Raw genomic sequence first — 23,595 nt, forward strand, 5'->3', positions numbered from 1 at the left:
AAGGGATGGTGCGATCGTGAGCCGGATCCTGGTGACCGGTTCCGCGGACGGCCTCGGCCGGGCCGCAGCCGATGCGCTGCTGACCGCCGGACACGACGTGGTGGTGCACGCCCGGAGCCAGCAGCGTGCTGCGGGCCTCGACACGCTGGTCGACCGTGGGGCGTACCTCGTGGTGGGCGACTTCACGGAACGCGACGCCGTGCGGCGCATCGCCACCGAGCTGAACGACGCGCAGCCGCTCGACGCCGTCATTCACAACGCGGGCGTGTGGAGCGGACCGGCGGTCATGCCGGTCAACATCGTCGCGCCGTACCTGCTGACGGTCCTGCTGCGCGGGCCGCGCCGGCTGGTGTACCTCAGCAGCAGTTCGCATTTCGGTGGGCAGCCCTCGCTCGACGGGGTCGACTGGCAGGGCAAGAACGCAGGCTCCTACTCAGACAGCAAACTGTTCGTCACGGCGCTCGCCGCCGCGGTGGCTCGCCTGCGCCCAGAGGTGTTGAGCAATGCGGTCGATCCGGGCTGGGTACCGACGAGGATGGGCGGACCGGGCGCCCCGGACGACCTGGAGCTCGGCCATCGGACGCAGGAATGGCTCGCTTCCAGCGACGAACCCCAGGCCCTGACTACCGGCGGGTACTGGTACCACCGCGGGCGGCTGCAACCGCACCGCGCCGTCCAGGACGAGGCGTTCCAGGACCGCCTCCTGCGGACGCTGGCCGAGGAAACGGGCACAGCGCTCTGAGCGGTCAGGAGCGTTGACGGCATGCCCGCAACACCCTCATCACCCACCTGGTCTTTGGGGCACCCAGGGCCATCGCTCGGCTGTCGTAGGGACCGGTCCCAGAGACCTGGCGATAGCGTCAGTGATGTGGGTTCGGTCTTCAGCGAGTTGACGGAGCGGGATGGTCAGTGTCGGGGTGCTCGTCGAGCGGGTGAGGTCGGGCGGCTGGTGGGAGCGCCGACGGGCCGTGCGGCGGCTCGCGAAGCTTCGAACGCCGGTCTCGGTCCGGGCTCTTGCGGGGATTGCCGTGTCCCTCTTGGTCTCTCACAGGGACCACAAGGTCGTGGACATCGCGCGGACGGCGTTCACCGGCCTTGACGAGCAGACGCTGGTGGACGCGGCCTGCGATGTGCTGTTGGAGACAGGCGATCCGTGGCTCGCTCTTCTGGTCGAGGCGGCCGGCTACCGGCATTCGGATGGTCCCACGCGGTGGTGTCGTTCCTCACCGGCGACGTCGAGCGATACCGCGGGCTCGACGCGACGGGGGCGGCGCTGCGCGAGGTGCACGACCGCGGCGACGACATGCTCCGCTTCCGCCTGGCCGAACGCGCCCGCGCCGAGACCTGCCTGGAATGGGTGCGGGCGGTCGTGGGCGAACGGCCGTCCGGGCAGTTTGCCGTGGTGACCGATCGGGACTGGTCGGCCATCGCCGGCATTCTCGGCGCGACCGGGCGGTGGGAGTCCCTGTGGCGGCTGGTGTTCGCGGCACCGCCGGCGTGGGGAGCGCGGATGCTGCGCATGGCAATGCTCGTCGACGCCGAACAGAACCGGCAGACCGCACAGAAGAAACTGGACATCCCGGTCCTGGCCCTCGGCGGATCCGCGTTCATCGGCGACCGCAATGAGTCCCAGATGCGGCTCATGGCCCACGCCGTCACCGGACACACCTTCGCCGCCGGCCACGACCTTGCAGAGGAAGTACCCGACGAGATGGCCGACGTCGTCCTGCCGTTCCTGGCCACGCACCAGTAACGGCACCCGGCCCGCCGAGGTTGGCGATCTGAAGCGGCCCGGCACGGCGCGGGGCGGGCCGCTCCAACACTCCTGAGCGAAACGAAATTGAGCACATTGCGCAACCGTAGAAACCCGGGAAAACAACCATCCCGTGCTGATCACTGCCGTGCTCTCCTGTGCAACGTTCACGGCCGGAGTCGCCGAATACGTCCTGGCGGACAGTTCGGCCTCGTCGCCCAAGGTCTCGGAGTCAATGGGGCGACCGCAGGCCAGCTCGTCACCGAGGGCCGCGCCTTCATCAACGTCCTCGGCAACGCCGTCGCCACCATCGTGATCGGCAGGTGGGAGAAGGACCTCGACATGGACAGCCCGTATGAGCGCGCCCGGTGTCTCCTACTCGATCACCGTCCGGCTCGAAGTGCCCGCGGGCGGCAGTGCCGTCTCGCAGCTGACAGCCACCATGGAGGCGCGCTGGGCGGCTCGGTGACGCCCTCGGTGTCATCCGGTCCGCCTCCGACGCCTCCGACGCCGCCTCCGACTTCAACGGCGACGGCGACGGCGATCTGGTCGTCACGGACTCCGGCGCCACCGGCCAGGACGTCCACGACGCCGGAGAGGTGGTCGTGGTCTACGGCTCTGCGACGGCCCCGACACCGCCCAGTCGCAGGTCACCGACCAGAACGACCTGGGACTGGGCAAGGCCGGGCAGGGCGACTGCTTCGGCTCCCACTCCCTCAGCGCCGATCTCGACGGCGACGGCCACGCGGACCTCATCGCCACAGCGGGCAGCAAGTCCCTCTTCGTCGTCTGGGGCGGCAAGAGCGGCCTGTCCGGAGCGGCGGCCCGGCCGACCGGCGCGTCACCCGTGACCGGCGACTTCAACGGCGACGGCCACACCGATCTCGTCGCCAGGGACGCCGAGACGAACGTCGGCACCACGGACGCGGCCGAGGGCGCCGCCACACTGGCCCTCGGCCCCTTCACCGCGCGGCAGACCGCACAGCACCGTCCCGTTCGACCTCACCCCGGGCGGCAAGCCCGCCAGGGACTACTACATCGCCACCCCCTCCGCCGCCGGGGACGGCCGCGACGACCCCGTCGTCACCTGGTCGCACGTCTACGCCGACGAAGCGCTCACCCCCCGCGCCACCGTCCTGTATCCGGGCACACCCGACGGCCACCTCACCGCGGGCCCACGCCTTGAGCAGGTGTTTTTCTTCTTCGTGTCAGCAAGTTGCCGTGGGTTCGGATGCCGGAGTGTGCCGATGGCCATGTGGATAGGCTGGTCGGGTGATCGAGACTGAACGGCTCTTGCTGCGGCCTCTTCGGGTTGAGGACGTCGACGCGTTCGTTGAGCTCCATGCCGATGAGCGGGTAAACCGGTTCGTCGGCGCCTACTCACACCAGCAGGCGTTGGAACGGCTGGCCTCCGTGGAACAGCAGTGGGCGGAACGCGCCCACGGGCTGTGTGCCGTCGAGCTCAAGTCCACCGGTGAGTTCATCGGTCGGGTCGGGTTGAACTACTGGGAGAATTTCCACGAGGTGGAACTCGGCTGGACTCTCAAGGCTGAGACATGGGGCCACGGCTATGCGACCGAGGCGGCCCGCGCATGTCTGGACTGGGGGTTTGCGACCTTGGACGAGCCCTACTTCATCTCCATGATGCGCCCTGGGAACACTGCCTCGGTGCGTGTGGCGGAGCGGCTTGGCTTTGCCCCTCTGCGTGAGGACGTTCTCTTCGGAATTCCGGTCACGGTGTACTCCTTGGACAAGCCGACCTTGCTCTGAAGCGCGTGTGCCTGCGGCTCTCTCGCAGGTCAACGCGGCTTCTTCGCCCACTGACTTGTGTGGGGGCTCTTGCGGGTCAGACGCCGGGTCATCATGGTGATGTGCCCAGTTCAGATGTGCTTCGGAGTGCTGGGGCAGCCGTTCGTAGTCGCGGGCATTGTGGCGGGCGTTCATGCACCAGCCGATCGTCCGCTCGATTTTCCAACGCCGGGGCAGGACGACGAAGCCCTTGGTGCCCTTGGGCCGGGAGACGATGCGCAGGGTGAGCCAGAGGCGTTCGCGGGACCAGTCCACGAGTTCGCCGGCGTAGCCGCGGTCGGCCCAGACCTGGGTGATCTGCGGTTGGGTCAGGCGCAGGTGCCAGAAGACGTCGCAGGCCGGCGTCGCGGTCCTGGATGTCGGCGGGCGTCACCGTGATCATCACGGGCAGGCCGAGCGTGTCCACGGTGATATGTCGCTTGCGGCCGTTGATTTTCTTCGCGGCGTCGTAGCCGCGGCTGCTGCGGCCGACGGTGGAGGAGCCCTTGACCGACTGGGAGTCGACGATCAGCGTGACCGGGTGCAGGCAGCGGCCTTTGCCGGTACGGATCCTCCGGCGGAGCTGGTCACGGATGTAACGGATGTAGGTGACGACCCCGATCCGGTTCCACCTCCAGAAGAACCCGTAGACCGTCTCCCATGGGGGGAAATCCGCGGGCAGGGCCTGCCTTATGTGGAATCGAGCCGGGCTAGTAGTGCGGCCGATTGCAGAGGAAGCAGCCGTCCCAGAGCGGGAGCGCGCTGAGGACGCGGTGGCGCACGCACGAGGCCATCGCGGCCTCGTCCGGGCCGGGGAAGCCGCGTGCGGCGCTGCTGTCGGCGGGCGGGGTGCAGGACTCCACCATGGTCGTGAAGCGGTGCAGGTAGTCACGCACGCGGGGCGGGTGATAGCCCAGTTCGCTCCAGCGATGTCCGCTCGCCGCGAGTGCTGTGGCACGCAGCACGAAGTCCTTCGCGCGGGCGCGTTCCCGCTCCGTCGCACCCCAGTCGAACTCCGCCAGGTCGAACCCGACGGCACCGCGCCACATGACGTTCTGGTCCTGCAGGGTCAACAGCGCCGCGAAGCGGAAGTCCCAGTCCTCGGAGGCGAGATCGGACACGGCCAGCATCAGCACGTCGATGAACACCGCGGTGGCGCCATTGGACAGGTCCAGGTCGTGGCTACCGCCGGAGAAGATGTTGCTCACCGACCTATGATGCGATCTGGGCCCTCCACCTGCTTGGAGAAGACGCATGACGGATGCGAGCACCGGCAAAGTGGTCGTGAACAGGGTGATGTCCCTCGATGGGTTCATCGCCGGTCCCGGCCACACGATGGACTGGATCTTCGAGCACATGACGTCGGCGACGTTCCCGGAGGTCATGGCGGCCACGGGCGCCATGCTCATCGGCCGGGGCACGTACGAGATCGGCAAGCGCATGTCCGACGAGAACACCGGCTACGACGGCGGGGCGCAGTTCGTCCTCACCCACCGCCCGCCCGACGAGCCGGACCCCAACGTCACCTTCCTCACCTGCGACATCGAGGAAGCCGTGGCCACGGCACGCCGCGCCGCCGGCGACAAGAACCTGGAGATCCTCGGCGCCGACGTGGCCGCCCAGTGCCTGCAGCGCGGCCTCGTCGACGAGATCCTGGTGTACGTGCTGCCGGTGCTGCTCGGCGACGGCGTCCGCTTCACGCCGCCGGGCCTCGACCGGATCGACCTGGAACCGTTCAGCAACGTCCAGTCGGGCGGGGTCACCATGCTGCGCTTCCACGTGCACAAGTAGGCACGGTCGCAACTACTGGCCTGCTGTTATGGCCCCCATCCCGTGGGGCAAGATCCCCACTCTCGCTGAACATCAACTGGCCCGACAGTTGCTGCAGTTCATGGCGAACATCGGTCGGGTTTCCAACACGATCGACGCGTACGGGCGGGCGGTCGAGGACCACCTGCGGTTCTGTGCAGTTGAAGGCACAGATCCCTTACTGGCCGGTGCGGACACGGTTGCCGCCGGATCGGGGACATGCTCGACCGTCCCCGCCAGCGATCAGCGAAGGCGCCGCTGCATCCGGAGACGGCACTGGCGAACGCGACTGTCCAGCAACGTGTGGTGGCCGTGCGGTGCTTCTACGAGTACCTGGTGGAAGACGGACTGCGCGAACGGAATCCCGTACGTCGAGGGCAGTCGAGCCGCCGTGGCCGTCCTCCTCGGCAGGGGCTCGTGCGGCGCCTCGAGCAGGCACCTTGGATCCCCAACGAGGACGTCTGGCAGTGGATCCTCTTTGCGTGCGCCGAGCAGTCACTACGCAACCGGCTCATGGTCACGCTCTCCTATGACGGTGCCTCGCGCCGAGAGGAGTTGGTCCAACTCGATGTCGGGGACTTCGAGCACGCGCACCGCCTGATCCATCTGCGGGCAGAGACGACCAAGTTCCAGCGGGCCAGGGAAGTCGCCTTCGGCGTCACCTCGTCTCAGCTGTTCTTTGCCTACCTCAACGAACGACGCGGCATGTTCGGCCGTATCGACGGACCGCTCTTCCGATCCGCCTCCAACCGCAACTACGGCAAGCCGCTGGGGCCTTCCACCTGGTCAAAGACCGTCGAAGGCATCGCCCGCAGGGCCGGTGCCGCACGGCTGTCCACTCACACCTTCCGGCATCTGAGGCTGACCGATCTGGCCCGCGCCGACTGGACCATCGACCAGATCGCCCAGTACGCCGGCCACCGAGACTTGGCGACCACCATGCGTTACATCCATCTGTCCGGCCGGGAGCTTGCTGCTCGGCTGCACCGCGCGTCCGCATCGATCCAGCAGGACAGGGAGAACCTGCTGGCAGCAGTGGCGGCAGTCCGGTGAGCGCGACCGAACGGCCAGCACCTGCCTCGCTTGCGCAGTACTGCGCCAAAACCGCTGCTCAGAGCCCAGTTCTGACTGCAGAAGAACGGGCGGCCCTCGGCCGCCTGGCCGGGCTGAATCATCAGGTGATCCACGAGCGAAACCGTGTCGCTCTGGCCCGGCTGATCGATCCGCTGGAGGGGGTCTCGGCTCGGTGGGGCAACGCGCTGACCGACTCGGCCCGCAACATGCACCGACGTCGTCATCACCGGCACGGTGACACGACTACGACGACGGCCGACCCACCGTCATCCTGCTGCTGGGCAGCGCCAAAGGACTGACCACGCGCGGCGCCCGGCTCTTCAGCCAGCTCTCCCCGGGCATCCCCGGACCGGACGACATCCAGGCCGGCTTCGGCGGCGACACCGCCCTGCTGGACACCAACCGGGACGGCGCGGCAGGACTGGCGATCAGCGGCAGCCAACTGCCGGGCGGCACCGACGCCGCGATCGTCTGGGTGCTGCGTGGCTCCGCCCGTGGCATCACGACCTCGCTCATCGTCACCTTCGACCAGGACAGCCTCGGCATCGCGCTCACCGCTGGCCGCGGCTACTACGGCTTCGCCCGGTGAGACCGCTCACGGCGGTTGGGGCCGTCCGCGAGGCCGTGCAGCGGTGCGCTCGCGGCCTGTCTCAGCATGCGTCCGAACTCACATGTCATCGACGCAATTTCAGCGCAGCGCTCAGGACGGAAGTGCCCTGTTTGCCTGGGTGCCGTCAGTCGTGACGGGCGAGTTTGGCTGCGGAAACGAGCAGGATCACGGCCAATCCGGGGATGAGCAGCAGGTCTGGGAACACGCCGAGGAGTAGCCCGCCCAGCACCGCGCCGGCGATCGAGCCTGCGGCCATGATCATGGTGAAGCGGAGGTTGGCGCCCAGGACGGCGAAGCTGCCGTCGCGGCTGTAGCGGGCGAAGGCCACCAGCATGGTCGGCAGGGAGACGAGCAGGGAGAGGCTGCCCGCTGTCTTGATGTCCTCCCCGAACAGCAGCACGATCGTCGGGATCAGCAGTTCGCCACCGGCTACGCCCATGATCGCTGCGACCACCCCGATGCCGAAGCCGGCCGCGACTCCGCAGGGCACCTGCGCCCAGAGCGGCAGCGAGAGCGAGTCCAGGGTGCTGGTGTGCGTGATCAGGAGGGCCGCGGCCATGAGCACCATCAGAGCCGACAGCACTTTGTAGAGGGTGCTGCTGCGCATCCGCACCGCCCAGGATGCTCCCGCCCAGGCCCCCACAAGGCTGCCGGCGAGCAGGTTGACCGCGACCGGCCAGCGTGCGGCCACTTCGGCGGCCGGGACCGCGGACAGCCGGGCAGGCAGCGCGACCAGGACCACGACCAGGCTCATCGCCTTGTTCAGGATGACCGCCGAAAGCGCGGCGAACCCGAACAAGCTGACCAGCAGCGGCAGGCGGAACTCCGCACCGCCCAGACCGATCATCCCGCCCAAAACTCCGATGGCCCCTCCCACGCCGAACACCACGGGCACTGAGCGCGTCGAGCGGAGGGGAACGAGGGTCTGGTCAGTGGTCATGACGGGCATCCTCGCTCGTGGCCATCCCTGTTTGCTACGGCACGATGCCACCTTCAGGGACCTTCAGGGGCCTTCAGGGGCCTTCAAGGACAGGCACCGGGTGCCCACTCAGGATTTCGTTCGAACCTTCAGGCGCCGACAGCGGAGCGATTGCTCTCCGTCGCAGGGGTTGCCTCAAACAGGCGCTCAGTCGGTGATCACCGGGTTCGGACGGTCCCCTGGTGCGCCTTGGTCGACGAGGCACAGGGGTTGTGAGCCTGGCATGTCGGAAGCGGCCAGTAACCTCAGACACCATGGGCATTCAGATCGATGTAGTGGCGGGTTACCCGATCAACGATGAGATGGAGAGGGTGCTCGGGTTGGCCGAGGCGGTCGGCGAGCCCGTCACTGTCACGTTCATGTGGGAGGGGCGTGAAGAGGCGGAGCGCGCGGTGCTGGTTCCCGCGGCCACGTTGGCGCTCTGGGAGCATTGGGCCCCGACCGCCTACCCGAAGGGTGGCGCTGGGGACGAGAACCGCGCTGTGACGGAGGAGCCGGAGCTGGCCCACCCAGCGGAATACGGCGCGTTCACGCTCTTTCGTCGTCGCGTAGGAGGGCGCACGGCGGTTGCTCGCAAGGGCGTGGTGGTCGCCGAGCTCCTGGACCCCGACGAGGCGCACTGGCTCCAGGAGCAGGCCCGCAATGTCCGCCAAGGCTTCATGGATCCGAAGCAGAAGGCGGCGTTCGAGGAGTTCCTTGCCCGGCAGCCATCCCCGGATGAGCAGTGAGGCGCCGATCCATGCTTCGTGGCTTTGTAATTGTTCTTCAGGCTCTGGTCCAGGCAGTCGCTGCGGGGCCAGACACCGCTTGTCGGCCCTAGCTGGCAGCACCAGGCACCGAAGTACAGTGGCCCGAGATGTTGCCCTGAGGAGCCAGCGTCAGCCGGGCATCCTCGCATGCGTGCGCCGGGCGGAGGCACAAGCAACTCGTCCTGCTGCCGGCGGACGAGGCTGACTGGTCCAGCAGGCCGCAGAGTTGGACGTCACCGTCAACACGCTGATGCAGGCAGGTGGGCCTTGATACTGGCGGGGCTGGGAGTCACGATCTTCCCCACCTGATCTGGCCCGGGTCGGCTCCTGGTCGGCTTGAGGCTTCCAGGGCCTGTCAGTTGGTCGAAAGGCCCTGGAAAACGGGGGGCTCCGCGCGGAACGGAACCTCATACACCACTGATACGACACACTCGTGCACAGGTGCCGTGTCGACGTGGCGCACCATGTACTCCACCGAACCGTCCCGCGGACGGGAACACCGGCCCCGGGCCACGGCCTCCGGGGCGCGGCGAGCCGGACCGGCTTGCGAGCCCGCAACTGTGCTTCGTGCCCAGGTCCGTCGGGCACGGCGAGGCCGAGCCCGACGGGAAAGCGGCAGGCCGCGTGCACGATGAAATCCGGGAGCCGGACGGTGGCGAAGTGCAGTCGGCGGCCGGCTGGGGAACGCACCCAGGGGCTCTGGGTACGGCTGTCATGCGGATAGCCGTCCGATGGCTGGAAAGGCTTGGCCGCCCGGAGCCCCGCGACGACTCGACCGCCAATGGGGAGATGCGACTCGATCGCTGGGCAGGGCAACGTCGGCGAGGTCGTCTGCTGGGCTTCACGAGTGCCTGCTTTCGATCGCTGGCGAGCGTTTGGCCAGCTCAGAATTCGAGCGTGACCTTCGAAGTGTGGTGAGGGCCGTGCAGACTCAAGATCGGCGTCGCTGTCACGGGCAGCGCGTCGACCGGGTGCAGGATCCGAGGTGTCAAGCAAGATTGTTCTCGCGAACAGCGGCGTGGCCTGGGGAGGGCTGGCATCGATCCTGTCCGGTGGGTTACGTTGTGCGGCGATGACTACCGGGACGGCCTTGCGCCACGCACGGATTGGTGACCCGGTGCTCTCCTGAGCGCCGTACGGGCCGACACCGGCCCGCTGTTGGATCGGGGATCCGGCGCTGCTGCGCGGGCTCCGCCTCCTGTCGTGTTGATCACAGCTCGACACGTCAACCACGACAGGAGAACGCATGCCCACCAACACGCTGCACATTCCCACCGCGGACGGCCAGGCCGACGCTTTCGCCGCCTTCCCCGACGGTGGCGAGCGGCACCCAGGGGTGCTGATGTACGCGGACGGCTTCGGCATCCGGCCCGTGCTGCGGGAGATGGCCCGCGAACTGGCCGGGCACGGGTACTACGTGCTCGTCCCCAACCCCTTCTACCGGCACGGCCCGGCACCGGTGATCGAACTTCCCGAGCACATCGGAGAAGAGGCCCGGCCCCAGGTCATGGCCCAGCTGATGCCCTTGATCGAGGCGCACACCGCCGAACGTGTCCTCAGCGACGCCGACGCCTACCTCAGGTTCCTCACCACCCAGCCCGAAGTCGGCGCCGGACCGTTCGCGGTGACCGGCTACTGCATAGGCGGCCTTCTGGCGATGCGCACCGCCGCGTCCCACCCCGGCCAGGTGGCCGCCGTCGCCGCATTCCACGGTCCCGTGGGCGCCGACGGGCCCGACAGCCTCGCCAAGATAACTGCCCAGGTCCATCTCGGCCACGCCGAAGGTGACATGACGCCCGTGGCGCTCGCCGAGCTCAACCAGGCCCTGGATGCCGCGGGGGTCGACTACACCTCCGAGATCTACCCCGGCACCGTCCACGGCTTCACCATGTCCGACACCGACACTTTCAACCCCGCCGCGCTGCAGCGCCATTGGGACCGCCTGCTGCCGCTCCTCGACCGCACCCTGGCCAACAGGTGAGGCTCCAGCTCGGAAACCAAACCTGAAGTACCTGGCTTCGGATTCCTGGCGATGTTTCGAAGCGCGTGGTGAGGGCGGGCGCAGCCCGCTCTCACACCGGCTGGGATACTCGTTTCCCTCAGCCTTCCGTGCCTTCTCACCTGTGCTCAGGTCCGACGCGTCCCACCGTACGCGTGTGCCCCGAGGGCGGGTACCGGTCTTCCTGGGGATCCAGCATGTACCGGATCGTAGAAGACCGCCCGGTTACAGCGGGCAGGAACTGGTGAGCCGACCGTCCCGCCAGAGCGTGGTTTCAGGCTGCTCCGCGGCCTCCCACTCCTGGTGTGCGGTGTGGACGCGGCGCCACAGCGCCGCCCGCGCGGGGGCGTCGACGTCGGTCAGGTTCAGATGGAACACGTCGGCCAGTACGTCGTACCAGTCGTCGGACGAGTCGATGGTCCGCTCGTACGCGCCTTCGGCGTCGATCCGGCGCAGCACACAGCCGCGCAGCATGTCCACGCCCTTGGCGTCGCGGAGCTGGGCTTGGAGGACCCGGACGAATCCGGACTCGGGGGAAGTGGACAGCCGCTGGTGCTCCGCGGCGAAGGAGGACAGCTCCACGGGCTCCGGCGCGAAGACCATCGCCGTGAAGGCGCCGCGGGGGTCATGGGTGAACCGCCAGCCGCCGGGCACCACCACCGACGGGGCCATCATGTAGGTGAACGGCCCCTGGGTGTAGGTGCCTTCGCGCAGTGGCAGTGGCTCGTACATCCCGCCGGCGAGCCCGGTGTCGACCAGCCACCGCTCGCCGTCGAGCCCCACGGTGAGCGCGAGATGGTCGCCGCCCGGGCCCTCGGGATCCTCGACCTCGTCCTGCACCCCGGCCCGGTGCAGGGTCACGTCGTAGCCGAGGGCCGTCAGCAGCGCGGCGAAGGCCCCGTTGAGGTGGAAGCAGTAGCCGCCGCGCCCGCGCAGGATCCGGGCCACGGATTCCGCGGCGCCGATGCCCGTCGACCGTCCCAGTTGGTTGTCGAGGGTCTCGTAGGCGACCCGTTCCACCTGCGCCCTGTGCAGTGCCCACAGCGCTTCGGCCGTCGGGGTCGCCGGCCGGGCCACCCCCAGCACGGCCAGATATCCGTCGACGTCGATCATGCTCCCCCTCAACCGTTCGAACGGATGATCAGCCTAGTCGAGGCGGGAGACCTGGTAGTGGCTGATCAGCCAGCCGTCCTCCACCCGCTGCACCAGGACGGAGAGCTTGACGCCCAGGGTGGGGCGGTCGGTGAAGGAGAAGTCGACGTCCAGATAGCCGAGTACGAGGTCGCCCGCGTACCGTCTGGTCTCGAGGATCCGGTATTCGGCGGTGAGGCCGAGGGGTTGGGAGTCATAGTAGCCGGCGATGCCCTTCCGTCCGACGCTGTAGGGGTGCAGTCCCTGGAAGATCGCGTCCTCGGTGAAGAGGGAGGCGACCCGCTCCGGGGCGTGGGCGTCGACGGCCGCCTTCCACTGGTCGAGGACGCCGCGCAGGACCGCGTGGTCGTCGGTGGTGCCGTTCATGGTGTTCCTCCTGTCGGGCGTTTCAGCATGATCTAGCGCGGAACCCTGGGCGTTCACACCCGGGAGGAAGCGCTTCTTAACACTGCTCTGACCCGCGCGGGCGCGCAGGTCTGCACTATTGACCTCAGCCGGGACGTTTCTGGTTCTCGATGTACTCCTTGATGACAGCGAGCGGGGCGCCGCCGCACGAGGCAGCGAAGTAGGACGGCGACCAGAAGTGCTCACCCCACAGGTACTTGCGGATGTGGCCGGGGAACTCCTGCCTCAGGCGCCGGGCGGAGACACCCTTGAGGGAGCCTACGAGGCGGGAGATGGCGACCTTGGGCGGGTAGTGCACGAGCAGGTGGACGTGATCGCGTTCGCCGTTGAACTCCCGCAGCTCCGCGCCGAAGTCGGTGCACACGTCGCGCATGACCTCTTCGCAGCGCCGAAGGATCTCGTCGGTGAACGGTCCGCGCCGGTACTTGGGGGTGAAGACCAAGTGCGCGTGCAGGGTGTAGACAATGCTACGGCCCCTGCGAATACCAGGGGTTTGGCCCCCAGCGTCGTGACATAGATCAATGCTACGATCACGCCCGTGAAGATCGTGACGCAGGTCAAACTCACACCGGATGCCGTGCAGGCATCCGTGCTTGAGCGCACCCTGCGCACGGTCAATGACGCCGCGAACTGGGTATCGGAGGTGACGTTCGAGCACGGCGTGCCGCGTGAGTACGAGCTGCGCAAGCACACCTACGCCGAACTCAAAGCGCGGGGGCTGGGAGCGCAGGCCGCGCAACACGTCATCAAGAAGGTGCGCGACTCGTACACCACGCTCAAGGCCAACATCCGAGCCGGGAACCTCGGCACGGAAGGCTCTAAGCGTCGCCGCAAGGCCGAGTCCAAGCCGATCACCTTTCGCCCCGTGGCCGCCCAGCCGTATGACGACCGGTGCCTGAGCTGGCAGTACGACCAGCGGACCGTGTCCATCTGGACCGTGGACGGCCGGGTCAAGAACGTGCCGTTCGTGTGCTCCGCCGACGCGCTCAAGATGCTCCAGGCGCACCGGCAGGGCGAATCCGACCTGATCGAGCGCGACGGCGTGTTCTACCTCGTCGCCACCTGTGACGTGCCCGAGGCCGAGCAGTACGAGCCGGACGGCTTCATCGGCGTGGACCTCGGCATCGAGAACATCGCCACCGCCTCCACCGGCTACCTCGCCGCCGGGCGGGGGCTCAACCGGTACCGCAAGCGACAGCTTGCCCTGCGTGCCAAGCTCCAGAAGAAGCGCACCAAGAGCGCCAAGCGGCGGCTCAAGGCACGTGCCCGCAAGGAAGCGCGGCACGCCGCGAACACCAACCACATCATCTCCAAGACGATCGTGACCGAGGCTGAACGCACCGGGCGCGGCCTGTCCCTCGAAGAACTGGGGGGCATCCGCAACCGGGTACGGCTCCGCAAGCCCCAACGGGTCGCACTCCATTCCTGGGCGTTCGCCCAGCTCGGAGACTTCGTCGTCTACAAGGCCAAGCGGGCCGGTGTACCCCTGGTCTTCGTTGATCCCGCGTACACGTCGCAGACGTGTGCCGAGTGCGGCCACGTCGACAAACGCAACCGTGTCGACCAGGGGCTTTTCATCTGCCGGGGGTGCGGGGTCGTTGCCCACGCCGACCGGAATGCTTCCCACAACATCGCCACCCGTGGCGAGAGCGTGTGGAATGCGGGGCGTGAGTCACGCGTCCCTGCCACCCCATAACGGGGTGTCTGGACGGAGGAGTCCACCCCAGCAGCCAGCTGGGCACTACCTCCAAGCCCGGCCCTTCAGGGCCGGGTCAAGTTGACTGACCCGCGCTCATGCCGCCGTCGACGTGCAGGATCTCGCCGGTGACGAAGGGGCCGTCTCCAGGTACAGCACGGCGTCGACGATGTCGCTCACCTCGCCCATCCGCCCGACCGGGTGCAGGGCGGCGAGGGAAGCGTGGGTCTCCTCCGTGTGCCTGTTGCCTCCTCTTCCCCCGCCGCCGTGCCGCCGTGCGGGCGCGCTCCCGCGATGCGCAGGGCGATGTCGCCGTACTGGTAGGCGAGTTGGTCGACGGAGAACTCGCCGCCCTCGTGGAACCAGCTGGCGACGCCGATGCCCATGTCGAGGATCGAGTACGAGGCGATGCGGGCCGACTGCACGTGGAAGGCGCCCTCGGCGGCGCCCTGCTCGATGAGTTCGCGGAAGCGGCGCTCGTAGTCGCTACGGCGGCCGAGCACCCGGTCCTGGTCGGGCTGGTCCAGGCTGCCGATCTCGCGGTTGCCGACGAAGGCCTCCAGGCGGTGGCGGGCGTGGTAGCGGATGTGCGCCTCCACGGAGCGGCGCAGCTGTTCCCGGACGTCGTCGGTGCCGGAGACGGCCACGATGTTGTCGGCGATGAGCTGTTCCATCGTGCCGATCATGATCTCGGCCAGCAGTTCGTGCTTGGAGGCCACGTGCTTGTAGAGGCTCGGGCCTCGGATGCCCACGGCGGCTCCGATGTCGGCCATGGTGGTGGACCGGTAGCCCTGTGCGGCGAAGAGACGCAGCGCGGCCTGACGGATCGCCGACCGGCGGTCGGTGACGGGCGTGCCCTCGGCCCGGGCCGGCCGGTGCGGCCGCTCGTACGACCCGCTGCGCGGTCCGCTCTGCGACCTGCCGCGCCCCTCGCTCTGGGCTGAGCTCACGTGCACTCCTGAAGCTATCGACCGTTAGCCGATTTCGTCTACTGAGGTGTCCACTATAGCCCGGACCCTTGACAGGCCGACCCCTTCACCTCTGAGATGGCTAATGGTCAGTAGCCAAGCTCGGGAGTGAACATGCCCATCGGGTTCGAGATCGACGAGAGGGTCGCCTCTGTCGCACGGCGCACCACCGCGTTCGTACAGGACGTGGTGATACCCGAGGAGCGGGCGTGCGACGGGAACGTCCACGCCGGTCCCGAACCACTGCGCCGCCGGCTCCAGCAGGCCGCCCGCGACGCGGGCGTGTTCGCACCCCACGTCGGCACCGAATGGGGCGGGCTCGGGCTCGACCTGTGCGGCCAGGCAGTGGTGTTCGAGGCGGCCGGGTACTCGCTGCTCGGGCCGCTGGCGCTGAACTGCGCGGCCCCCGACGAGGGCAACACGCATCTGCTCGAAGTGGTCGCCACAGACGAACAGAAGGAGCGCTATCTGCGGCCGCTGGCCGCAGGTGAGATCCGGTCCTGCTTCGCGATGACCGAGCCGGCGCCCGGGGCCGGATCCGATCCGCGTGCCCTCGCCACCACCGCGGCCAGGATCGACGGCGGCTGGCGGATCGACGGACGCAAGTGGTTCATCAGCGGCGCCGACGGGGCGGCCTTCGCCATCTGCATGGCCCGCACCAGCGGCGGACCGGGCGACGCGGGCGGCGCGACGATGTTCCTCGTCGACGCCGACAACCCGGGAATGAAGATCGTCCGCAATATCGACACGCTGGACCAGGGTCTGTTCGGCGGACACAGCGAGATCGTCTTCGAGGGCTGCGAAGTCGCCGACAGCGCCGTCCTGGGAGAGGTGGACCAGGGATTCAGGTACGCGCAGGTGCGCCTCGGGCCCGCCCGGATGACGCACTGCATGCGCTGGCTCGGCGTGGCGCGGCGGGCCCAGGACATCGCCCTGGAGCGCGCGACGGAGCGCCACGCCTTCGGCACACCGCTGGCCGAACTCGGCATGGTGCAGCAGCTGTTGGCCGACTCCGAGATCGACATCGAGACCGGCCGTGCGGTGCTGTGGCGGGCCTGCTGGGAACTGGACCAGGGCCGCTCGGCCGCCCAGCACACCTCGATCGCCAAGACGTACGTCTCCGAGGCGGTCAACCGGGTGGTCGACCGGTCCGTGCAGGTGTGCGGCGCGCTCGGCATCTCGGGGGACGCCCCGCTGTCCCGGCTCTACCGGGAGGTGCGTCCCTTCCGGATCTACGACGGTCCTTCCGAGACCCACCGGTGGGCCATCGCCAAGCGTGCGGTACGGGCGGCGCGGGAGCGGGTGGCCGCACAGTGACCGCAGCCGAGGCTGCCGTGGTCGGCGTCGAACTGCCCGCGCTGCAGCGCTACTTCGAACAGCATGTCCCCGAGTGCGCCGGTCCGTTGAGGATCAGGCTGCTCCAGGGCGGGCGCTCCAATCTGACGTACGAGGTGACCGACGGGACCCACCGGTGGGTGCTGCGCCGGCCCCCGCTGGGGGTGCTGACCCCCACGGCGCACGACATGGACCGCGAGTACCGCGTCGTCGCCGCCCTCGGCGGCACCGGGGTGCCCGTCGCGCGTGCCGTGCTGTCGTGCCGGGACCCGGAGGCGATCGGCGCGCCGTTCTGCGTCGTCGACTTCGTGGAGGGGACCGTACTGCGCGACGGCGACGACGCTGCCGTACTGCCGCCCGGCGAGGCACGACGGGCCGCCGACGCGCTCGTGGACGCGCTGGTGGCACTCCACTCGGTCGACGCCTCCGCCATCGGGCTCGGTGACTTCGGTCGGCCGAACGGCTATCTGGAGCGTCAGGTGCGGCGCTGGCGCGGGCAGTGGGAGAAGGTCGCCACGCGTTCGCTGCCCGACGTCGACGAACTGCACACCAGGCTCGCCCGCGCCGCGCCCGTAAGTGGCGCTCCCGCGATCGTGCACGGCGACTACCGCCTGGACAACACCATCCTGGCGCCGGACGGCTACGGCCGGATCGCGGCGATCGTCGACTGGGAGATGGCCACGCTCGGCGATCCGCTCGCCGACCTAGGGATGCTCCTCATGTACTGGGACCCGACCTGCGAACCGGTCCTCGCGGCGCGCCACGTCCCGACGGCCAACCCCGGCTTTCCCACCGGCCCCGAACTGGCCGAGCGCTACGCCGCCAAATCCGGCCGCACCATCGACGCCCTGCCCTACTACCAGGCCCTGGGCTGTTTCAAGCTCGCCGTCATCGCGGAGGGCATCCACGCCCGCTACCTCGCGGGACAGACCGTCGGCACCGGATTCGAGCGGGTCGGGTCCGCGGTCCCCGCGCTGCTGCGCTCGGGGCTGGAGCTGCTGCCATGACCGTGACCGCGCACACGCCGAACCGAGGAGAGCCCGTGGGAGACCGACTGTCCGGACAGATTGCCCTGGTCACCGGCGCGACCGGCGGCATCGGACATGCCGTCTCGCACCGGCTCGCCGCCGAGGGCGCGACGGTGGTGGTGACGGACGTGGACGCCGGTCGCTGCAACGACCTGGCGAAGGAGCTGACGAGTGACGGGGCACGGGCGCTCGGCCTCGCGCTGGACGTCAGCGACGAGGAGGCGTGGCGCGGCGCGGTCGAGCGTGTGGCCGCCGAGCTGGGTGGCCTGTCGGTGCTGGTCAACAACGCGGGCATCGCCGAGATGCGGACCGTCGAGACGGAGACCCAGGAGTCCTGGGACAAGGTCATCGCGGTCACCCAGGGCGGGGTGTGGCTCGGCATGAAGCACGGCGGCCCCGCGATCGAACGCTCCGGCGGCGGCTCCATCGTCAACATCGCGTCGATCTTCGGTACCGTCGGCGGCTTCGGCAGCCAGTTCTCGTACCACGCCGCGAAAGGCGCGGTCCGCCTGATGACGAAGAACGCGGCACTGCACTGGGCCGCGCGCGGCGTCCGCGTCAACTCGATCCACCCCGGTTTCATCGAGACGCCCCTGTCCCGGGAACTGTGGCGGGGCACGCCCCGGCACACCGCCATGGTCGAGGGCACCCCGATGGGGCGGCTGGGCAGGCCCGACGAGGTCGCGGGCGCGGTGGCCTTCCTGGCCTCCCAGGACGCGACGTTCATGACGGGATCGGAGCTGTACGTGGACGGCGGCTGGACGGCCCGCTGACGAGGTTCCTGACGAGGTCCCCGACGGGCTCCCCCGACATGGTCCGCTGACACGGAAGGACAAAAGAAGGGGCTCGGCGATGACCGAGCCCCGCCCCCTGTACACGTGCCGTGTCAGCGCACACGCGTGTACTGGTTCACCCCGCCCACGAACGCCACCGTGGCGCGGCCGCGCAGCACCAGGACGTCCAGGTGGGCCGCCGTCTCGTTCACGGCGAGCATCTGGTTGAAGGCGTTGAGGTCGCCGAACGGCACCTCGCGGCGCGTCCAGCCCAGCTTGCGCGCCACCGCGTGCGCGTCGAGGGTGTCCTCGCCCAGCGCTGTCAGGCTCTTGGCCAGCCGGTCGTCGTGGTGGGTGAGCAGTTCGGCGACGCGGGTGTGGGCGCTGTCGGTGACCGGCCCGTGCGCGGGCAGCAGACGGGTGTCGGCGTACCGCGTCATCAGCCGCAGCGAGTCCAGGTAGTCGGCCAGGGGGCGCCCGCCGGCTTCGGTCAGCTCGAAGCCGATGGACGGGGTGATGTGCGGAAGGACGTGGTCGCCGGCGAACAGCAGCCCGCGCTGTTCGTCCAGGAAGACCACATGTCCCTTGGTGTGCCCGGGAGTCGGTACGACGCGCAGTTCCTGTTCGCCGAAGCGGAGCGTTTCCGCGCCGAGCCACTGGTCGGGAGCCTCCCACACGCTCGGGTCATAGCCACCGTGGTCCATCGCCGCGATCTCGTCGGCGAGTTCGGCCGCCCCTCCCCTGCGCAGCGTCTCCAGCGAGCCGGCGGGTTCGTCGCTGCGCAGCCGGTCGAGCAACTCCAGACCCGGCCGCTCGCCCGCGCCCAGGTAGACCCGCGAGCCCAGCAGCCGGCGCAGCTCCACGGCGTTGGTGTAGTGGTCACGGTGGATGTGGGTGACCAGGATGTGGCTGATGCCGCCGAGGTCGCGCCCGATGGCGGCCAGCGCCTCCTCCAGCGCCTTGCGCGCCTCGGGGATCGCCCAGCCTCCGTCGATCATGACGATGCCGTTGTCCTCCGCGAGGTTCTCCAGCAGATAGACGTTGACGGCGTGCAGGCCGTCGTTGGGCAGTGGCAGGGGAACGCGGTGCACTCCGGCCTGGACGGTCTGGACTCCGGCTGCGGCCCATGGGCCCTGGTCGAACCGCGCTGTCATGATTCTCCAATGCTGCTGTTTCGCTGGGGACCGGACCCGGCGGGGTGCGGGGGGGTGCGACCCCGCCAGGTCCGTCCTCTGGTCAAGCCGGATCGCCTTTGATCAGGCCAAGTCGGGTGTGCCCGTGCGTAGCCGGTGGGCGAGTTCGCGGGCTCCGCTCCGGTCGAGTTTGCCGACCTTGGTCTGGGGCAGCTCCTCGACGTCGTACACGAACTCGGGCCACTTGGACTTGGACAGTCCGACGCTCTCCAGGTGTCCGGTCACCTCGGCCAGGTCGATGCCGTGTCCGTCCTCGGTGACGACCAGCAGCGCGACGCGTTCGCCGAGCACGTCGTCCGGGACCGCGGCGACGCAGGCCCTGGCCACCCGCGGGTACCCGGCGACCGCCCGCTCGATCTCGGTGATGTCGATGTTGCGGCCGCCACGGATGATGATGTCCTTCTCCCGGCCCATGATGCTGACGGTGCCGTCCTCGTGGGTCAACAGCAGGTCACCGGTCGGGAAGAAGCCGTCCTCGGTCAGCGTGGGCCGCTCGACCCGGCCGTCGCGGGCGTAGCCGACGAACAGGGAGGGGCCGCGGACCTGTGCCCGGCCGGTGACGCCCGGTCCGGCCTCGGCACCGTCGGGGGTCAGCGCGCGCAGGTGCGTGCCCGAAAAGGGGCGGCCGTCCCTGCCCAGTCTGATCTCCTCGGGGTCGTCGGGGCGGGGCGAGGTGTGGCCGAGGCACTCCGACATGCCGAAGACGCGCAGGATCTTGGTGCCCAGTGACCGTTCGGCACGTGCCAGGGCGCCACGGTCCATGGGACCGCCGCCCACGGTGATGGCGCGGACGTGCGACAGCACGCCGGATCCGGCCGCCTCGGCCCCCAACTGCAGCGCCATCGTCGGTACGCACATGGTCCAGCGGACCTGGGTCTGGGCCATCCGCCGCAGCGCGACGGCCCGGTCCCACTTCGCCGTCAGGACGAGCGGGCCGCCCAGCAGAAGGGAGAGGTACACGCCGAAGCAGTAGGCGGCGGTCGATGACAGGGGCACGATCGCGGCCACCGCGTCGCCGGGGGCCAGGCCGTTGATGTCGATCGTGCTCGCGCCGGCGTAGCGCAGGGCCTCCTCGGACTGCACGACGCCCTTGGGCCGCCCGGTCGAGCCGGAGGTCAGTCCGATGAGGACACCTCCCGACCACCGTGACACATCACGCGGGCTGGCCGTGGCACGGCAGGTCCAGCCGTCGAGCACCGCGTCCACCGGGCCCGGCAGCAGTTCGGGGAGCCCCCATTCGTCGCTCGCCGAGGCCTCGGCGACGACCGCGTCCGGACGGATGTCCTCCCAGGCCGCGGCGAACTCGGCCTGGGTGGTGTGCCGGTTGACCAGCGCGAGGACCCCTCCGCGCAGTCCCACGGCAAGGGAGCCGGCGACGGTACGCCAGGAGTTGTCGGCCTGGAGCATGACGGTGCCGCCCGGGCCGGCGGGGAACATCGCTTCGGCGAGCCGGCCGGCCTCGGCGAGCAGCTCGCGCGCCGTATGACTGCCCTCGTCGTCGATGACAGCGACGAAGTCCGCCTGCTCTGCCCTTCGTTGGAACTCCCGCACTACCTGTCGCATCCCGCTTCCTCGCTACGTGGCCGAACTCCGTGAAGAACTCTGTGATGAACGCGGTGGTGAACTCTGTGATGAACGCTGTGGTGCCTGCCCGGCGCATGCCGTGCTGACGGAACGGGTGGACGCTCGCTCCGGCGGTCTCAGCCGCCGAACAGCTGCGCCTCGTGCCCCATCACCGCGATGCGGCGGCCCTTCATGTTCCCGACCTGCGCGATCGCGTCCGCCCACTCCTGGCTCGCGAGGGCCTCCTTCAGGTCCTGCGGGGAGTCGAAGCTGAGCACGGAGATCCCGTCCCAGCCGTCCGAGCGCGGCTCCAGCGCCTTGTCGATCTCGGTGTGCCGCCAGGCGCGAAGACCGGGCAGGCGGTAGGTCAGCTCGGCGTGGTCGCCGCGCCACCAGTCGATGAACTGCTCGTGCGTCCACTCCGGGGGCCTGGCGGCCAGCAGGACGAGGTTGTACATGACGGTCCTCCGTGGGTGTCCGGTCGAAGCGGAATTTGCATGTCCAATTGCATGCGGCCTGGTGGGTTCAGGTGAAGCGGATCTCGGACGACCGGCCGATCAGCAGGCGCTGCAGACGCCCGTGGCCGTCCACCCGGCCCGCGGCGACGAAGCTCGCCTCGGGCACTCCCGCGCGCCGCACCTCGCCGAGGAAGAGCTCGTCCTGGCCGAGGGTGGTCGCGGACAGGAGATGGTGGGTGCGGGTGCCCTTCTCGCGCTGTTCGAGATAGCCGACGAGGGCTGCACGGTCGCCGGCGAAGTCGGTCGCGTTGCCGTCGCCGGTGGAGAACAGGATGGAGAGGGTGAAGTCGTCGCTGATCAGGTCGAAGATCCGGGTCGGTTCGTCGCTGTCGAGGATGTCGAACCAGGCGGTGAGGAAGGGTGCGGGGGCGGCGTCCGTGGATGTGTCCGTCATGTCGGCTCCCGGGAATCGGTGGGTGTGTGCCGGGGTGGGTCGCGGCTAGTGCGGCCGGTCGATGAGGTCGTAGGTGGTGCTGAAGTACGACTGGTAGCGCGCCATGCGTCCGTCGGGCGTGACGACGGCGGCCGACAGGAAGGAGCCGACACTCTTCCCGGACTCGGTGACCACTCCGTACACGGTCTCCAGATCGCCGTCGGAGCTGTGGCGGAGGATTTCGTGTCCTCTCTCGACTGCGTTGCGGCCGGCGATGTAGGCGGCGAAGTCGTCCCTGGAGGTTCCCGTTGCCTCGCGGCCGGGCAGTGCGATCAGGAATCGGAAGTCGGGCACGAGCAGTTCGAGTGCCTGACGGGGGTCGTCGCTGTCCATGCGGGCCATGTAGTCGGGGATTATGCCGGCCATGGGAGTCCTCTCCATGCTGGGAACGGCTGGTTTCCGTCGCGGACGAGTCAGTCACGCGTGGGATTCAGTCACGGGCGGGCGGAGTGAAGAAGTCACCCTGTGACTCCCAGCGGCCGTCTCTGACGACGACCTTCTGTACGTCACGGGTGCCGAGGTGGTGCCCGGCGGAGAAGTTCAGGACCGGTGCGACGCCGGTGTCGACCGCTCGGGCCTTCTGGTACGCGGCGGTCAGCGCCTGGGAAGTGACGGGGCCATCGATGGTTTGGGCGATCTCGACGAACGCCTTGGCCGCGGCCCAGCCCCACAGGGTGATGAAGTCGGCCGGCTGCCCGCGCTCGTACTTCGCCATCGCGGAGCGGAACTCGTTGATGGCCGGGTCGTCGTCGTTGGGTGACTTCACCAGTTGCACCGCCTTGACGCCTTCGGCCGCCTTGCCCGCGAGGGTGAGGGTGGACTGTGCCGCGACCGGAGCGTAGCCGTACACGGGGGTGGACAGCCCCTGCAGCTTGGCTTCCTTCAGGTAGGACGCGGCCTCGGCGGCGGCGAGGATCACCACGACGGCGTCGGGTTTCTCACGCTTCACCTTGCTGATCACCGGGCTGTAGTCGGTGGTCTGGAACTTGACCGACAGGCTTTTGACCCGGACCGACGGATCGGTCTTGCGGGCGGCCGGACCGATCTCCTTGGCGACGTTCACGAACGCCGCTGGGTCGCTGTGCACGACGAGCACCTTCTTCGCCCCGTCGCGTGCCGCCCACTGCCCGAGCGCCGATGCCTGGTCCTCGTAGAGGGTCTGCATGCCGAACAGGCCGTCGCGGGCCGGCTGGTACCAGGACTTGTCTCCGCCCAGGGTGTTGAGGACGGGGACCTTCGACTGCTCGAGTACGAAGGGGAAGGTGGCCTGGGACTGGGCGGTGCCGTTGGTGGCGACGATCGCCACCACTCCGTCCTGGTCGACGAGCCGGCGGGCGATCTGCACGGTCTGCTGCGGATCGTAGGCGTTGTCCTTGACGATCCAGTCGATTTTGCGTCCGTTGATCCCGCCACGGGCGTTGACCGACTTGAAGTACGCGTCGGCACCGGCCCTCTCGGGAATGCCGAACGAGGCGAGAGCTCCCGTGAGCGGGTACCACGCGCCGATCCTGATGACGTCGTCCTGCGCCGCGGGGCGGCCGGCGCCGCAGGCGCTCGCCGTCAGGGCGAGCAGGGCGGTGGCTGCGGCGATGAGCGAGCGTGTCATGCGTCGTCGCAAGACCCCTCCTCAGATCAACCTGAGTTAAGTTCAGTTCAGTTTGGATTTTAATCCCGCGGAAACAGCCCTGGCAATGGCTCGTCACGTACTCGATCTCCGTGACCGCGCAGGATCACCCGCGACCACGACCGATCACGGCGGGTCACTGCCGG

The 23,595-nt window shown here is 68.9% G+C and carries 23 protein-coding genes and 3 pseudogenes; 12 read left to right on the forward strand and 14 right to left on the reverse strand.

Translation table 11 applies throughout. The features are described 5' to 3' along the window. Positions 1 to 16 precede the first annotated feature (16 nt). From QFZ76_RS03160 to QFZ76_RS03175, 4 genes and pseudogenes are all read left to right on the forward strand, one after another. Positions 17 to 742: an SDR family NAD(P)-dependent oxidoreductase gene (locus QFZ76_RS03160; RefSeq protein ID WP_307672234.1), complete on the forward strand. Its 726-nt coding sequence runs from the start codon at positions 17 to 19 to the stop codon at positions 740 to 742. A gap of 780 nt (positions 743 to 1,522) precedes the next feature. Next, a pseudogene (locus QFZ76_RS03165) lies at positions 1,523 to 1,753 on the forward strand (alpha/beta fold hydrolase); the annotation flags it as partial. 673 nt (positions 1,754 to 2,426) lie between these two features. Further along, positions 2,427 to 2,939: an FG-GAP repeat domain-containing protein gene (locus QFZ76_RS51640; protein WP_373464496.1), complete on the forward strand. Its 513-nt coding sequence runs from the start codon at positions 2,427 to 2,429 to the stop codon at positions 2,937 to 2,939. Between the two features lie 86 nt (positions 2,940 to 3,025). Continuing rightward, complete coding sequence (locus QFZ76_RS03175; protein WP_307672236.1) at positions 3,026 to 3,523, forward strand: GNAT family N-acetyltransferase; 498 nt, start codon at positions 3,026 to 3,028, stop codon at positions 3,521 to 3,523. 32 nt (positions 3,524 to 3,555) lie between these two features. Here QFZ76_RS03175 and QFZ76_RS03180 read toward each other — a convergent pair. Further along, positions 3,556 to 4,229, reverse strand: a pseudogene (locus QFZ76_RS03180) (IS5 family transposase); the annotation flags it as partial. 22 nt (positions 4,230 to 4,251) lie between these two features. Continuing rightward, entirely contained in the window at positions 4,252 to 4,749 is a 498-nt protein-coding gene (locus tag QFZ76_RS03185; protein WP_307672237.1) for a hypothetical protein, read from the reverse strand. A 46-nt stretch (positions 4,750 to 4,795) separates the two neighbouring features. On the opposite strand from QFZ76_RS03185, the gene QFZ76_RS03190 reads away from it, so the two are divergent. Together QFZ76_RS03190 and QFZ76_RS03195 are read left to right on the forward strand one after the other, a co-directional pair. Further along, positions 4,796 to 5,332, forward strand: a complete 537-nt coding sequence (locus QFZ76_RS03190) for a dihydrofolate reductase family protein (protein WP_307672238.1) — start codon at positions 4,796 to 4,798, stop codon at positions 5,330 to 5,332. A 237-nt stretch (positions 5,333 to 5,569) separates the two neighbouring features. Next, on the forward strand, positions 5,570 to 6,403 hold the full coding sequence (locus tag QFZ76_RS03195; protein WP_307672239.1) for a site-specific integrase: 834 nt from the start codon (positions 5,570 to 5,572) through the stop codon (positions 6,401 to 6,403). A gap of 755 nt (positions 6,404 to 7,158) precedes the next feature. On the opposite strand, the gene QFZ76_RS03200 is transcribed toward QFZ76_RS03195, so the two are convergent. Further along, complete coding sequence (locus QFZ76_RS03200; protein ID WP_307672240.1) at positions 7,159 to 7,974, reverse strand: sulfite exporter TauE/SafE family protein; 816 nt, start codon at positions 7,972 to 7,974, stop codon at positions 7,159 to 7,161. Positions 7,975 to 8,267: 293 nt separating this feature from the next. Between QFZ76_RS03200 and QFZ76_RS03205 the strand changes: the two genes are divergently transcribed. Both QFZ76_RS03205 and QFZ76_RS03210 read left to right on the forward strand, forming a co-directional pair. Next, positions 8,268 to 8,741 carry a hypothetical protein gene (locus QFZ76_RS03205; protein WP_307672241.1) on the forward strand — a complete coding sequence of 158 codons (474 nt, stop codon included), beginning with the start codon at positions 8,268 to 8,270 and terminating at the stop codon, positions 8,739 to 8,741. Between the two features lie 1,267 nt (positions 8,742 to 10,008). Next, entirely contained in the window at positions 10,009 to 10,743 is a 735-nt protein-coding gene (locus QFZ76_RS03210; RefSeq protein WP_307672242.1) for a dienelactone hydrolase family protein, read from the forward strand. A 243-nt stretch (positions 10,744 to 10,986) separates the two neighbouring features. On the opposite strand, the gene QFZ76_RS03215 is transcribed toward QFZ76_RS03210, so the two are convergent. The 3 genes from QFZ76_RS03215 to tnpA form a co-directional block, all read right to left on the reverse strand. Further along, on the reverse strand, positions 10,987 to 11,874 hold the full coding sequence (locus tag QFZ76_RS03215) for an arylamine N-acetyltransferase (RefSeq protein WP_307672243.1): 888 nt from the start codon (positions 11,872 to 11,874) through the stop codon (positions 10,987 to 10,989). Between the two features lie 33 nt (positions 11,875 to 11,907). Next, positions 11,908 to 12,279 (reverse strand): SgcJ/EcaC family oxidoreductase, encoded by a 372-nt coding sequence (locus QFZ76_RS03220; protein WP_307672244.1) that lies wholly within the window; start codon positions 12,277 to 12,279, stop codon positions 11,908 to 11,910. A 124-nt stretch (positions 12,280 to 12,403) separates the two neighbouring features. Beyond that, a complete protein-coding gene (gene tnpA, locus QFZ76_RS03225) occupies positions 12,404 to 12,802 on the reverse strand; it encodes an IS200/IS605 family transposase (RefSeq protein WP_307679916.1) in 399 nt (132 codons plus the stop codon). Between the two features lie 54 nt (positions 12,803 to 12,856). Here tnpA and QFZ76_RS03230 point away from each other — a divergent pair, with 54 nt between their 5' ends. Continuing rightward, the gene (locus tag QFZ76_RS03230; RefSeq protein WP_307672245.1) at positions 12,857 to 14,014 is read left to right on the forward strand and encodes a transposase; all 1,158 of its coding nucleotides are present in this window, start codon (positions 12,857 to 12,859) and stop codon (positions 14,012 to 14,014) included. A gap of 76 nt (positions 14,015 to 14,090) precedes the next feature. Here QFZ76_RS03230 and QFZ76_RS03235 read toward each other — a convergent pair. Then, positions 14,091 to 14,254 (reverse strand): annotated as a pseudogene (locus QFZ76_RS03235) (SDR family oxidoreductase); the annotation flags it as partial. Continuing rightward, complete coding sequence (locus QFZ76_RS03240; RefSeq protein ID WP_307672246.1) at positions 14,191 to 14,964, reverse strand: TetR/AcrR family transcriptional regulator; 774 nt, start codon at positions 14,962 to 14,964, stop codon at positions 14,191 to 14,193. The gene QFZ76_RS03240 and the pseudogene QFZ76_RS03235, both read right to left, overlap by 64 nt. Positions 14,965 to 15,096: 132 nt before the next feature. Here QFZ76_RS03240 and QFZ76_RS03245 point away from each other — a divergent pair, with 132 nt between their 5' ends. From QFZ76_RS03245 to QFZ76_RS03255, 3 genes are read left to right on the forward strand one after another with little or no spacing between them, the layout of a single operon-like run. Beyond that, positions 15,097 to 16,299, forward strand: coding sequence for an acyl-CoA dehydrogenase family protein (locus QFZ76_RS03245; RefSeq protein WP_307672247.1), 1,203 nt, complete (start codon positions 15,097 to 15,099; stop codon positions 16,297 to 16,299). Continuing rightward, the gene (locus QFZ76_RS03250) at positions 16,296 to 17,324 is read left to right on the forward strand and encodes a phosphotransferase family protein (RefSeq protein ID WP_307672248.1); all 1,029 of its coding nucleotides are present in this window, start codon (positions 16,296 to 16,298) and stop codon (positions 17,322 to 17,324) included. The genes QFZ76_RS03245 and QFZ76_RS03250 overlap by 4 nt, the downstream gene beginning before the upstream one ends. A gap of 35 nt (positions 17,325 to 17,359) precedes the next feature. Beyond that, positions 17,360 to 18,118 carry an SDR family NAD(P)-dependent oxidoreductase gene (locus QFZ76_RS03255; protein ID WP_307672249.1) on the forward strand — a complete coding sequence of 253 codons (759 nt, stop codon included), beginning with the start codon at positions 17,360 to 17,362 and terminating at the stop codon, positions 18,116 to 18,118. Between the two features lie 113 nt (positions 18,119 to 18,231). On the opposite strand, the gene QFZ76_RS03260 is transcribed toward QFZ76_RS03255, so the two are convergent. From QFZ76_RS03260 to QFZ76_RS03285, 6 genes are all read right to left on the reverse strand, one after another. Beyond that, positions 18,232 to 19,272, reverse strand: a complete 1,041-nt coding sequence (locus QFZ76_RS03260) for an MBL fold metallo-hydrolase (RefSeq protein WP_307672250.1) — start codon at positions 19,270 to 19,272, stop codon at positions 18,232 to 18,234. A 102-nt stretch (positions 19,273 to 19,374) separates the two neighbouring features. Then, positions 19,375 to 20,874: a class I adenylate-forming enzyme family protein gene (locus tag QFZ76_RS03265; RefSeq protein ID WP_307672251.1), complete on the reverse strand. Its 1,500-nt coding sequence runs from the start codon at positions 20,872 to 20,874 to the stop codon at positions 19,375 to 19,377. A 137-nt stretch (positions 20,875 to 21,011) separates the two neighbouring features. Continuing rightward, complete coding sequence (locus tag QFZ76_RS03270) at positions 21,012 to 21,332, reverse strand: EthD domain-containing protein (protein WP_307672252.1); 321 nt, start codon at positions 21,330 to 21,332, stop codon at positions 21,012 to 21,014. A 67-nt stretch (positions 21,333 to 21,399) separates the two neighbouring features. After that, the gene (locus tag QFZ76_RS03275; protein WP_307672253.1) at positions 21,400 to 21,786 is read right to left on the reverse strand and encodes a hypothetical protein; all 387 of its coding nucleotides are present in this window, start codon (positions 21,784 to 21,786) and stop codon (positions 21,400 to 21,402) included. Positions 21,787 to 21,831: 45 nt separating this feature from the next. Beyond that, positions 21,832 to 22,191, reverse strand: a complete 360-nt coding sequence (locus QFZ76_RS03280) for a nuclear transport factor 2 family protein (RefSeq protein ID WP_307672254.1) — start codon at positions 22,189 to 22,191, stop codon at positions 21,832 to 21,834. A gap of 64 nt (positions 22,192 to 22,255) precedes the next feature. Further along, complete coding sequence (locus QFZ76_RS03285; protein ID WP_307672255.1) at positions 22,256 to 23,443, reverse strand: ABC transporter substrate-binding protein; 1,188 nt, start codon at positions 23,441 to 23,443, stop codon at positions 22,256 to 22,258. Positions 23,444 to 23,595: the final 152 nt, after the last annotated feature.

The sequence above is a fragment of the Streptomyces sp. V4I2 genome, assembly GCF_030817655.1.
GTDB lineage: Bacteria > Actinomycetota > Actinomycetes > Streptomycetales > Streptomycetaceae > Streptomyces > Streptomyces plumbiresistens.